Genomic DNA, 11,814 nt, shown 5'->3' on the forward strand with positions numbered 1-11,814 from the left:
AAATAAATACTACTTTTTGTGTGTTGCTTGATAGCGTCTCGTTATCATCCACTGCTGTAGGATACTTATTAGGTTATTTGTTAACCAGTATAACACAAGTCCAGATGGGAATGATGCAAATAGGAATGTGAATATTACAGGTAAGAACATCATTATCTTAGCTTGCATAGGGTCAGCCGGAGCTGGAGAAAGTCTTTGCTGTAAGAACATTGATAGACCCATTAAGACAGGAAGTACAAAGTAAGGGTCTTTCATCGATAAGTCATGAATCCAGAAAATAAAAGGAGCATGTCTTAATTCAACAGACTCTAGTAATACCCAGTATAATGAAATGAATATTGGAATTTGGATTACCATAGGTAAACATCCACCAAGAGGATTTACCTTTTCTTCCTTATACATTTCCATCATTTTCTTACCAAGAACTTGACGGTCATCTTTATAAGTTTCTTGAAGGCGCTTAATTCTTGGTTGTAGCATTCTCATTTTTGCCATAGAACGGTAGCTCTTAGCAGAAAGAGGGTAGAATATTGCTTTAATAAGCACAGTAACCAAGATGATAGATAGACCCCAGTTGCCAACTAATGCATGAATATGACTCATTACCCAGAAAATAATTTCTGAGAAGAATGAAAGCATGCCATAATCTAGAGTTTTTTCTAAGTTAGGGGCTAGGCTAACAAGGTTGTCCTTAATGATTGGTCCTGTATATAAAACAGAAGAAACACTTTGTGTTTGATTAGGTGCTATAGTTACACCTGTGTATTCACCTGCTTCAAAAACATTATCATTTAGATTTTTGTAGTATATTTTTGAGTCTGATGATTGTGGTATCCAAGCAGTCAAGAAATAATGTTCTAAGAATGCGACCCAACCTTGACCATTATTATCAACAACTGTAGGTTTACCATTAGTTTTAGAGATGTCTTTAAAAGATTCTTTTCTAAACTTATCTTGAGGAGTTGAGTAAGCAACTCCAGTAAAAGTATAGCTATGGGCATTTAATAAACTAAAGCTATCTCCAGCAGGATCAAAATCTCTAGCAAGTGAATCATCAACGATAACATTGATAGGATTAGAACTAGTGTTTGTGATTTTTTGATCTATAGAAATATTGTATTTAGAATCATCAAAAGTATACGTTCTTGTTATATTTAGACCATCAACAGATCCAGATAATGTTAGAACTTGCTTGTCACCTTCTTTTTTGATGCCTTGATTTTTAAACTCTACATTGACTGGCTTTCTATCTATGACAATGCTGCTTTTGGCGATATACTCAGAACCTTGTTTTTCTGTTAGAAGGTTCATAGGAGTTTTATCTTTAAGACTAACTGTATAGTCCTTTAACGATGCTGAAGTAATAGCACCATTCAATAAGCTAATTTTTAGATTTTTGAAAACATTTGTGTTTATAGTTACACTGTCAGCTTTATCATATTTTGAGAAGCTTGTTTTAGCTGTTAAGCTAGGAGTCTGATCTTTTATTACATTTTTAGATGTTGAGTCAGTAGATTTTGTGTAATGACTATTATCTTGAGTTTTTGTAGGCTGCTGGGTATTGTCATGAGAAGGGAAGGTTTGCTCCCATTTGCCCATTAGAGATATAAACATTATTGCTATTATGATTAATAGTAATATTCTTACATGATTAGATTTCATTATTTTTTTAAACCTTTTATTTTTGCCGGAACAGGGTCAAAGTAGTCTCTTTTTGCTAATGGATGGCAACGCAAGAGCCTACGTATGGTTAAATACAATCCCTTTAGTATACCATGAGATTTTAGAGCTTCTAGAGCATATTCAGAACAAGTTGGATAATATCTACATCTAGCCGGGAAAAAAGGGCTAATACAATAGCGATAAAACTTGATTAGTAGTATAAAAGGAACTACTGCGATTCTTTTAAAAAATGAGAGAATTTTTCTATAGATTGCCACAACTCTTCCTTAGTAGCTTGAGATGCCGGTTTTTTGCTTAGTACAATCAGGCTTTTCTGGTCTAAGAAAAATTTGTTTAAACGAAAAAACTCTTTAACAAGTCTTCGACAAAGATTCCTTTTGGTAGCTTTTTTTATGCTTTTTTTAGGCAAGATCACACATATGCCAGGATCTTTAATATTTCTTTTGCTTAGTAAAAAGGTAAAGTGTAGCGTGCTTAGTTTATTTTCAACGCTATTAAAAGCCTGTTTTATCTCACTCTTATTAAGTATATTTTGTTTTGTTAAACAAAAATTATGCACTAAGCTTAGCTCTACCTTTAGCTCTTCTGTTTCTGATAACTTTTCTTCCACTTAAAGTTTTCATACGAGCACGGAAACCATGAGTTCTTTTTCTTTTTAAGTTTGAAGGTTGAAATGTTCTTTTCATTTTATTTTCCTCTTTAAATTTTTCTTTATTATATAAATCACAGAAATAGTTTCGGTATTCTATAGAAAAGACAGAAATTAGTCAAATATTATTTATGGGATGATTATTCGGAACAAGGGATTAGGTTCATCTTATTTAGCTGATTCCAAGATGTGTCAGGACATCCTTTAGGTTGTTTTTTAGGCAAACAATATCCTTTCCAACCTCTATACTCTTCTGTACTAAGACACTTTTTGAACTTTTTAACTTTAAGGTATGCTGGAGTCCATGTTGAAGAGCTAGAACCAACAAGTTGTTCTTTTTGTTTAGGTTGATCTATTTGTATTTTATTTTGTTTTACCTGTTGAGCAGTTACATTTATTGGCATTGCGTTCATAGCAGAAGGAGCTTTTTTAATACTAGATCCAGAGCTAATCTTTTGAGTTGAGCCACTAGATACTTGTAAACTAAATCCAATAGATAAAAACACACTTAATCCTAATGTTATTGCTATTTTCTTCATGATAATATTAGAGTTTTCTTAATTTTTATGTGCCTAATGATATTTATTTTTTTTGCTCTATTCAAGTTAATAGTGTTTTTTAGCATGATATAATTTCTATTAATTATAAAATTTTAAAGAAGTTATCAATGTCAGATCTGTATCATGTTATTGGATATCCTGTGAAACATAGTTTATCACCAAAAATTCAAATGGAGCTAGCTAAGCAGTATGATCAAGATATGATTTTTACAGCTGTAGAAGTTAATCCAGAGGACTTAGACAAAAAAATTGCAGAGTTTAAAAAAAATCCTCAAATTAAAGGTTTGAGTGTAACGGTTCCACATAAGGAAAGAGTTTTTGAGTTATCAGATGACTCAGATAATACTGCAAAGGCTGTAGGAGCAGCTAGTAATGTTATTTTTACTCCTAAGCGTGAGATGATAGCTTTAAATTATGATGGTTTAGGAATAGTTAATGATATTAAAAATAATTATAAAGTTGAGCTTGAGAATAAGAAAATTCTCGTGGCTGGTGCAGGGGGAGCTGCAAAGGCTGTTGTGGCTGCGCTAATAAAGGAGTCTCCAAGTTCTTTAACTATTACAAATAGAACTAAGCAGAAAGCTCAAGTAATTGCTGACTTATTTAGATCAGCTTTCGCTATAGAGATTGAAGATTTTAGTAATATCACAGGCAGCTATGATGTTGTTATTAACTCAACATCATCAAGTATTTATAAAGAGATGCTTCCGTTAAAAATCACCAATTTCTCTAAAGATGCATTTGCGTATGATCTTATGTATGCAGATGGGGGGACTGTTTTTACAAACTGGTGTCAGGATAACAGCATACGAGCGGCTGATGGTAAAGGTATGTTGCAGGAGTTAAGTAAGGCGGTATTTAAATACTGGCGAAAGCTGTGACTAGTAAAGTCAATATGATATGATATTAAGTATATGAAATATTGGCGTTTGCTGTACAATCAAATTTGAATAAAAAAATATTATTTCTTGGTGTTGGTGGTATTGGAGTTTCTGCACTTGCAATTGCAGCTAGAAGCCTTGGAGCAACTGTTGCGGGATATGATTGTAAGCCGAATAAGTTGACATTGAAGCTAGAATCCCTTGGAGCTAAAATATATACCTCACTAGATAATATTGTTTTAGATGATTATGATTTGGTCGTTTACTCAAGTGCTATATCATCAGATAACAAATTATTACAAAAAGCAAAAACTCTTGGCATAGAATGTCTGCAGAGAGCAATGTTCTTGGCAATTCTTATGAGAGATTTTAATTATAGCGTTGCTATAACAGGGACTCATGGCAAAACAACAACATCAAGTATCTTGGCAACTTTACTGTGCCATCTTGATGAAAGTAGTAGCTTTATCGTTGGCGGGGTGGTTAAGCATTCTGACTCTAATATTCAAATTAATGGTAAAAATAAGCTAGTTATAGAAGCTGATGAGAGTGATGCGTCATTCTTATACTTAAACCCCCAATGTGCAGTAGTTACAAATATTGACCTTGATCATATGACAACCTATCAAAATAGTTATGAAAACCTTGTAGATAACTTTTTACAGTTTGTATCTAAACAAGCTATTAAAGATATCTACTTATGTGCTGATGATAAAGGTTGTAATGATCTGTTAGAGAAAACAACTCTACTAGATAAAAATATAGTTTCATATGGTTTTTCAAAAGAAGCGGATGCTTTGATAGAGGACTATTTTGTAGAGAGTGGATATACTCACTTTAAGGTTTGTTATAAAGGTGAATGTTTAGATTTTCTTATTCAGCTACCAGGTAAATATAATGTGCAAAATGCTACAGCATGTATTATTTGCTGTTTAGATCTTGGTTTTGAATATCAAGATATAAAACAAGCACTACTAAGAGTTAAGGGTGTAGCTAGAAGATTTGATTTATATACAAGAAATATCTCTGGACACAAAATACAAGTAATTGATGATTATGGCCATCATCCTGTAGAAGTTACTAATTGTTTGGCTGCTGTTAGAGATAGATTTCCAAATAAAAAAGTTATCCATGTGTTTCAGCCACATAGATATACTCGAAATAGAGATTTATTTAAAGATTGGCAACGAGCTCTTTGCTTAGCAGATCAGTTAATTCTATTACCGACTTATGCAGCTAGTGAGAAGGTTATTTTAGGAGCAGAAAGTAAAGATATCGCTAAAAAGCTCACTAATTGTGTATTAGTTGATGATTTTGAAAGTGCTGTACACACCTTAAAACAAGCTGTTGATGAAAATACAGTTATCCTAGTACAAGGTGCGGGAGATGTTACAAATTTAGTGGGGATTTTAGATGAGTAGTGTAGATAAATCGATACTTTATGTTGTAGCAACGCCTATAGGTAATCTTGGAGATGTGACCCTTCGTGCTATAGATGTGCTGAAAGAAGTTGATGTGATCTTAGCAGAAGATACTCGTGTAACAGCAAAGCTCTTAATGAGTCTTAATATAAAATATGAGCAAAAGTTGGTATCGTGTCATGACTTTAATGAAGAGTCCAGGGTGCAACAAGTTAAGCAACTTTTGGATGATGGAAAAAAGGTTGCTTTGGTCAGTGATGCTGGAACTCCATTAATATCAGATCCTGGATATAAGATAGTAGTAAGTTTGCGTAATGATAATTATAAAATAGTTCCAATCCCTGGTGTTAGTGCTGTAACTACGGCTTTATCAGTTGCAGGGCTACCTTCTGATAGTTTTATTTTTAAAGGATTCTTGTCTGCGAAAAAAGCAAAAAGGCAAGAGCAAATACAAGAGCTAAAGAAGCTTAGCACAACGATTATACTCTATGAGTCTGTGCATAGAATAAAGTACTTACTTGAGGACTTAGATAGTCTTCTACCAAATGTAGATATAGCTGTTGCAAAAGAGTTGACTAAACAGTTTGAAACTTTTATTAATGGTAAACCAGCAGATGTAATAGACTTCTTTAAGAATTCTCCAGAAAAGTTAAAGGGTGAGTTTGTTGTTATTATTGATTGTAATGGCTTCGATATATCAGATTCTTCAAAAATTGATCAAGATTTGTTGCTTGCAGCATTGCTTGATGAGTTACCTTTGAAGAAAGCTGTTAAATTAACCTCAGAGCTACTAGGTCTTAAAAAGAATGATATTTATCAAAGAGCTCTAGATTTAAAAAAAGATATGGATATGAAAAAAAATGCTTAGTCGATCTTTATATACAATGAAACAAATGTTTAAGTATAGGAAAAAGCTTAAATCTCTAAGGTATGGCAATTGTTTAGAGAGTATTGTTGATTTGACACCACAGTTTCTATATCAAAAAAAAGTTAAGTATCTAGCATTAGATTTCGATGGAGTGCTAGCAAGTCATGGTAAGCCAGAAATTCTTGAAGAAGTTAAGCTGTGGCTAGATGAATTTGTTACTAAATTTGATGAGGGGAATATATTTATTCTTTCAAATAAGCCAACTCAAGAAAGGCTCGAGTACTTTAAAAGATACTTTCCTAAAATTAGATTTATATCTGGTGTTGCAAAAAAGCCCTATCCGGATGGTCTTAATAAAATAATAGATACTTTGAATTGCCAGTCGCAAGAAGTTGCTCTTGTTGATGATCGGCTTTTGACAGGCTGTTTAGCATGTTTTATTGCTGGATGTTATCCAATACTTATAACAAAACCATATGTCGACAGAGATAACTATACAAAAGAGGAGAGGTTTTTTAGTTTTTTACGTTATGCAGAGCAAAAAATCTTTTTATAGAATTTCACTTGAGAGCTTTTTGATTTATTATTAATTAATAATATTCGAGATTTTGAAAATAACTTTATTTATGAAAAAAATTATAATTTTTCTAACGATTATATTTTTATGTACTAATGCGTTTGCTACCTTTACCCAATCTTTTTTTGATGATCATAATCATTCAACTAGTAATTTTGTACCTAAAAACAACAACTTTCGAGATGATGCGAAGATACAAAAGTATGGCTTTGACTTTGGCAAAGATGATTCACAGAATTATAATTGCAGCTATGATGCTTCAGGCCAAGTAAGGTGTGGAGATTATAAGATTAGAAAGGATACAACTAATAATAGCGGTAAAAAGCTAAGTAAAAAAATGTTGGAACACCTTGAGAAGCTAAAGAAATCTAAGGGTGTTAGTGAAGGTGATGATTTTAACTGTGCATTAGATAGTACTGATGAAGCTTACTGTTGGGGTAGTAATAAAAGAGGTCAATTAGGAACTCCAGATGTGAAAAATAAAGCATCTCTGCCACATAAGGTTGATACTAAGATTAAGTTTAAAAAAGTATACACAAAAGCGCACTATGCTTGTGCTTTAGATGAGAGTGACCATGCTTACTGCTGGGGAGATGGTACTTATGGTGAGGTTGGTAATGGAGAAAAGGGTCTCTTTAATGAACCACAAAAAGTTAAAACGGATATACAGTTTAGTAGATTAATAATGGCAAGAACATATACTTGTGGAGTTGCTAAGCAATCTAATGAGGTGTATTGTTGGGGGAAAAATAATAAAGGTACTGTCAATTTAGACTCACCAGTACCTGTTAAGATTTAAAATATGATATTAAGAAGTTTATTTATGAGAAAAAATGTAATTATAATAGCCCTTATACTTTTATGTGGTAGCGCCTTTGCTCTTGAAACATTTACACAAAGTTTCTTTTCTGCATATGACAGAAACAATAAGTATAACAAGAATATAGCTTACTATGCTTCGGGTGAGCTTAGGGTTGGCCACTACGATATTATTCAACCTGATTCAAAGAATGATAATGCTAAACAAATAGAAGATCATTACAAACAACTTCAGAAAGCTAAAGGTATTAGTGCGAAGAATGGTTCTAAATGCTTCATGGATAAAAACTATAATATTTACTGTATTAATGAGAAGAATACTGATCAGCCTGAAGAGCAGCAGGCTAAAGCTACAGACTCTTTAGGTGTGAGCTTTAGTGATGATAATAAGTTTGAAAAAGTATATGGTCAAAGTAAATATGCTTGTGCCCTAGATAAACAAGGGAATGCTTATTGCTGGGGTGATGGTGAGCAAGGAGAGCTTGGTAATGGAAAACGAGGACACTTTAGTCAGCCACAAAAAGTTAAAACAGATATTAAGTTTAGTAGATTAAGTGTATCTAAAACATATGTTTGTGGTATTGCTAAACATAATAAAGGTATTTATTGTTGGGGTAAAAGCACTGGTAGTACAAACTTAAATTCTGCAGTTCCTGTGCCGATATAATATGAGTAAAGACTCTAAAAGATTTCTTACAAATTCAAAACATTCTAAAATCGTAACAGAGCTAAATGATCAGTTAAATGATTGTGATGAATTTATAATTAGTGTTGCCTTTATCACACTTAGTGGTGTCTTGTGTATCCTAGAGTCTTTACGTCAGCTACAAATTAGAAATATAAAAGGTAAGATTCTAACAGGATGTTATTTAAATTTTACAGAGCCTAAAGCTTTAGATACTCTTGCTGAATTTAAGAATATAGAGCTTAAGATTCTTGCTAGTGATAACTTTCATGCTAAAGGATTCTTTTTTAGGTCTAAGCAAAGCTGGAAGGTGATGTTGGGTAGTTCAAATCTAACGCAATCAGCTTTAACAGTAAATAGTGAGTGGAATATCCTTTTTGAGGCTAATCATAATGACGAAATTATTATACAAGCGTTATTAGAATTTAATAAACTTTTTAGTCAAGCTAAGTTGGTTAGTGACTTTATCGATGAATATAGAGAGGTATATCATAAGCAACAAAGCTTACAGACTATTAAAGATATACATTTACAAAATAGTCAAATAAGCCCGAATAAAATCCAAAGAGAAGCTTTAGATAGTTTAGCGGCTTTAAGAAACGATAATAAAGATAAGGCTTTAATAATAAGTGCTACAGGTACAGGTAAGACCTTCTTAAGCGCGTTTGATGTTGCAAAAGTTAAACCTAAAAGTTGTCTTTTTATAGTTCATCGAACAAATATAGCAATAAAGGCCAAAGAGACCTTTGCTAAAATTATTAAAGATAAAGCTTTAGGCTTATATACAGGAGATAGGAAAGACTCTGCAGAGTATTTATTTGCAACTATACAAACACTCAAAAATCCCAAAGTTTTAGAGAGTTTTTCAGGAAATGAGTTTGACTATATAATTGTTGATGAAGTGCATCATGCTGAGGCAAAAAGCTACAAAAGAGTACTTGATTATTTTAAACCTAACTTTTTACTTGGAATGACAGCTACTCCAGAGCGTACAGATGATGCCGATATTTTTAAATTGTTTGACTATAATATTGCTTATGAGGTTAGGTTACATCAAGCTTTAGAAGAGGATTTACTCTGTCCATTTCATTATTTTGCCATAGAGGACTTTTATATTGAATCTGAAAAATCTTTAGCCAAAGATTTCTCAAAATTAGTTAGTGATATTCGAGTTGAGCATATTATTGACAAAATGAGTATTTATAAATTTAGCGGAAGTTCTCGAAGTGCACTAATGTTTGTTAGTAATGTTAATGAGGCAAAGCAGTTAGCTACTAAACTAACTCAAAGAGGAGTAAGTGCCAAAGCATTAACTAGTGAAGATTCTGAAAAGTCTCGAGCAGATGTTATAAGCCAACTTGAGTCAAATCAGTTAGAAGTAATAGTGACAGTTGATATTTTTAACGAAGGTATTGATATCCCATGTGTAAATCAAGTAATACTGCTTCGTCCAACACAAAGTGCCATTGTATATATTCAGCAATTAGGGCGAGGATTACGCAAGTATAAAGATAAACATTTTGTTGTAGTTTTAGATTTTATTGCGAACTATGATAACAACTTTCTTATCCCTGTGGCATTAAGTCAAAATAATAGTTATGACAAAGATGAACTTAAGAAATTTGTTGTCTCACCAAATAGTTATATAGCTGGACAAAGTACAATCACGTTTACAAATATTGCTAAAGAGATTATTTATAGCAATATCCAAGTGACAAATTTTTCACAGTTAAAGAATATAAAGAGAGACTATAAGCAGCTAAAAAAAGAGCTTGGAAGAATCCCTACATTAGTTGATTTCCAAAAGTATAATTTTATATCTCCAGAAGTTATTTTATCTGCGAAAGATACATACTATGATGTATTAAAATCATTTAAGGAAGATATTGTAGAGCTTGATAGAAGGCAATATTTGGTTTTAAAATTTATATCTAAAGAATTTACTCCAGCGAAAAGACTATATGAGATATTAATTTTAGAGAATTTATTAGCTTTTAATAGCTTGTCAATATCTCAGCTTGAATCAAAACTTCGAGAAAGCTTAAGTGACTTTGATATGAGCAGTTTTGAGAATGCTCTAAAACATTTGTCGCTAGATATATTTACAGTAAATGCAGCAAGACAAGATTATGAGCCTTTGATATTGGTAAATGATAGTAAGGTTTTATTTTTAATTGGTGATTTAATAAAACAAAGTCATTTGTTTGAGTCTCAACTTGGAGATTTGATTGAATATAATAAACTAGTTTACTTAGAAAAATATAGTCATCATAAATCTGGGGGCTTAGCAATGTATAGTAAGTATTCGAAAAAGGATATTGCTCATTTACTAAATCAAGATTATACCAATGGGGGAGTTAACCTAGCTGGATATAGAGCTTTTGATAATAAAGCGCTGCTTTTTATGACTTTTGATGAAAATAAAAAGTTTTCACAGCATGATAATAAGTTTATTTCTCCGAGAGTATTTACTTACTATTCTAAAGCTGGAAAAGACTTAAATGATCAGTTTGAGAATGATTTAACTAAAAATACTTATATGAGATATTTATTTGCTAGAACAAATAAAAACGATGAATATTTTTATTTAGGTACAGTCTTGAAATGCTTAGGTGCTAGAGAGATTTTAGAACCGACGAAAATGATAGAATATACATTTGAATTAGAGTACGAACTATCCAATGAAATATGGAAATATTTTGAGGTTATTTATAAAAATAAAATTTGAGCTGTAATTAAATGCTTTTTTATTTTTGTTTGTTATAATGAATTTAAAGGAAGACGTATTACGGAGATTTGTCATGGCGTATAAAAAGGTTTTGTTAGCGGTAAATGTTTATGAAAATGCAGCTGTTGTAATTGACTCTGCGGTTGATTTCGCTAAAAAAAATAATACAGAAGTTTTAAAAGTGGTTACTGTTATTGATTGTGTCGCTCCATTTGCACCATCAATAGTAGACTTTCAACATTCTATAGAAGAAGAAGCGAAAGAAGAGCTAGATAATTTGGTGGCTAAAATCTCTGGGATAAAGGTTGAGCATGAAGTGCTAGTTGGTAATCCTGCGGCAGAGATTGTTACTTATGCAGAAGAAAGTCAGTGTGATGTGATTGTGTTGGGTTCTCATGCAACTCATGGTTTAAACTTGCTGTTAGGATCTGTTGCTAATGCTGTTTTACATAAAGCTAAATGTGATGTGTTAACTGTAAGAGTTAGTGAAGATGAGTCTGTTGTAAGCAAAGCGCATAGTTATACGAAATTACTAGTACCTACTGATCTTGAAGATGATTCATGTGATGTTCTAGATAAGGCGAAAGAAGTTGCTAAGCTTTATGATGCTAAATTAGATACAGCATTTGTTATTCCAAATGATAGTATTTCTTTGATGACTTATGAAACTGCAAAAGTTGAAGCAGCACTAGAAGAATTTGCTAAGAAAAATAATATAGATGGTGATAAATCAGTAATGATTGGTGCAATATCTAATAGTTTATTAGAAAAGGCAGAAGAAAATAATAATGATTTAATCGTTGTTGGTAGTCATAGAAGAAGTGCGGTAGGTAGATTTTTCTTAGGCTCGACTGCAAATAGTATCCTACATGAAGCAAATGTAGATGTCTTAGTTGTAAGACTAAAATAAACACTTATTATTCTTTCTTTATATTTATTTTCG

The 11,814-nt window shown here is 32.2% G+C and carries 13 protein-coding genes; 8 read left to right on the forward strand and 5 right to left on the reverse strand.

Annotated elements, in window-relative coordinates; translation table 11 throughout:
- Nucleotides 1–9 precede the first annotated feature (9 nt).
- The 5 genes from yidC to AB8E56_RS02490 form a co-directional block, all read right to left on the reverse strand.
- Nucleotides 10–1,662 (reverse strand): membrane protein insertase YidC, encoded by a 1,653-nt coding sequence (gene yidC, locus AB8E56_RS02470; protein ID WP_329477619.1) that lies wholly within the window; start codon nucleotides 1,660–1,662, stop codon nucleotides 10–12.
- Nucleotides 1,662–1,940 carry a membrane protein insertion efficiency factor YidD gene (gene yidD / locus AB8E56_RS02475; RefSeq protein WP_329477621.1) on the reverse strand — a complete coding sequence of 93 codons (279 nt, stop codon included), beginning with the start codon at nucleotides 1,938–1,940 and terminating at the stop codon, nucleotides 1,662–1,664. Before yidD ends, yidC begins: the two co-directional genes overlap by 1 nt.
- Entirely contained in the window at nucleotides 1,892–2,293 is a 402-nt protein-coding gene (rnpA, locus tag AB8E56_RS02480; protein ID WP_329477623.1) for a ribonuclease P protein component, read from the reverse strand. Before rnpA ends, yidD begins: the two co-directional genes overlap by 49 nt.
- Nucleotides 2,235–2,369, reverse strand: coding sequence for a 50S ribosomal protein L34 (gene rpmH, locus AB8E56_RS02485; protein ID WP_329477625.1), 135 nt, complete (start codon nucleotides 2,367–2,369; stop codon nucleotides 2,235–2,237). Before rpmH ends, rnpA begins: the two co-directional genes overlap by 59 nt.
- A gap of 103 nt (nucleotides 2,370–2,472) precedes the next feature.
- Entirely contained in the window at nucleotides 2,473–2,871 is a 399-nt protein-coding gene (locus AB8E56_RS02490) for a hypothetical protein (RefSeq protein ID WP_329477627.1), read from the reverse strand.
- A 128-nt stretch (nucleotides 2,872–2,999) separates the two neighbouring features.
- On the opposite strand from AB8E56_RS02490, the gene AB8E56_RS02495 reads away from it, so the two are divergent.
- From AB8E56_RS02495 to AB8E56_RS02530, 8 genes are all read left to right on the forward strand, one after another.
- Nucleotides 3,000–3,773 (forward strand): shikimate dehydrogenase, encoded by a 774-nt coding sequence (locus AB8E56_RS02495; protein ID WP_329477629.1) that lies wholly within the window; start codon nucleotides 3,000–3,002, stop codon nucleotides 3,771–3,773.
- A gap of 65 nt (nucleotides 3,774–3,838) precedes the next feature.
- Nucleotides 3,839–5,194: a UDP-N-acetylmuramate--L-alanine ligase gene (murC, locus tag AB8E56_RS02500; RefSeq protein WP_329477631.1), complete on the forward strand. Its 1,356-nt coding sequence runs from the start codon at nucleotides 3,839–3,841 to the stop codon at nucleotides 5,192–5,194.
- Nucleotides 5,187–6,062, forward strand: a complete 876-nt coding sequence (gene rsmI, locus AB8E56_RS02505) for a 16S rRNA (cytidine(1402)-2'-O)-methyltransferase (RefSeq protein ID WP_329477633.1) — start codon at nucleotides 5,187–5,189, stop codon at nucleotides 6,060–6,062. Before murC ends, rsmI begins: the two co-directional genes overlap by 8 nt.
- Nucleotides 6,055–6,618, forward strand: a complete 564-nt coding sequence (locus tag AB8E56_RS02510; protein WP_329477635.1) for an HAD family hydrolase — start codon at nucleotides 6,055–6,057, stop codon at nucleotides 6,616–6,618. Before rsmI ends, AB8E56_RS02510 begins: the two co-directional genes overlap by 8 nt.
- A 70-nt stretch (nucleotides 6,619–6,688) precedes the next feature.
- Complete coding sequence (locus AB8E56_RS02515) at nucleotides 6,689–7,438, forward strand: regulator (RefSeq protein WP_329477638.1); 750 nt, start codon at nucleotides 6,689–6,691, stop codon at nucleotides 7,436–7,438.
- A gap of 24 nt (nucleotides 7,439–7,462) precedes the next feature.
- On the forward strand, nucleotides 7,463–8,125 hold the full coding sequence (locus AB8E56_RS02520; protein WP_329477640.1) for an RCC1 domain-containing protein: 663 nt from the start codon (nucleotides 7,463–7,465) through the stop codon (nucleotides 8,123–8,125).
- Nucleotide 8,126: 1 nt separating this feature from the next.
- Entirely contained in the window at nucleotides 8,127–10,871 is a 2,745-nt protein-coding gene (locus tag AB8E56_RS02525) for a DUF3427 domain-containing protein (protein ID WP_329477642.1), read from the forward strand.
- A gap of 73 nt (nucleotides 10,872–10,944) precedes the next feature.
- Nucleotides 10,945–11,781 (forward strand): universal stress protein, encoded by an 837-nt coding sequence (locus AB8E56_RS02530; RefSeq protein ID WP_329477645.1) that lies wholly within the window; start codon nucleotides 10,945–10,947, stop codon nucleotides 11,779–11,781.
- The last annotated feature ends 33 nt before the right edge of the window (nucleotides 11,782–11,814 follow it).

It is taken from the genome of Francisella sp. 19X1-34 (assembly GCF_041102755.1).
Classification (GTDB): Bacteria; Pseudomonadota; Gammaproteobacteria; order Francisellales; family Francisellaceae; genus Francisella.

Coding starts and splice junctions, on each gene's coding strand:
- rpmH (WP_329477625.1), bottom strand. CDS start 2,369: ATGAAAAGAACATTTCAACCTTCAAACTTAAAAAGAAAAAGAACTCAT.
- AB8E56_RS02530 (WP_329477645.1), top strand. CDS start 10,945: ATGGCGTATAAAAAGGTTTTGTTAGCGGTAAATGTTTATGAAAATGCA.
- AB8E56_RS02515 (WP_329477638.1), top strand. CDS start 6,689: ATGAAAAAAATTATAATTTTTCTAACGATTATATTTTTATGTACTAAT.
- AB8E56_RS02495 (WP_329477629.1), top strand. CDS start 3,000: ATGTCAGATCTGTATCATGTTATTGGATATCCTGTGAAACATAGTTTA.
- AB8E56_RS02510 (WP_329477635.1), top strand. CDS start 6,055: ATGCTTAGTCGATCTTTATATACAATGAAACAAATGTTTAAGTATAGG.
- AB8E56_RS02525 (WP_329477642.1), top strand. CDS start 8,127: ATGAGTAAAGACTCTAAAAGATTTCTTACAAATTCAAAACATTCTAAA.
- yidC (WP_329477619.1), bottom strand. CDS start 1,662: ATGAAATCTAATCATGTAAGAATATTACTATTAATCATAATAGCAATA.
- AB8E56_RS02520 (WP_329477640.1), top strand. CDS start 7,463: ATGAGAAAAAATGTAATTATAATAGCCCTTATACTTTTATGTGGTAGC.
- AB8E56_RS02490 (WP_329477627.1), bottom strand. CDS start 2,871: ATGAAGAAAATAGCAATAACATTAGGATTAAGTGTGTTTTTATCTATT.
- rsmI (WP_329477633.1), top strand. CDS start 5,187: ATGAGTAGTGTAGATAAATCGATACTTTATGTTGTAGCAACGCCTATA.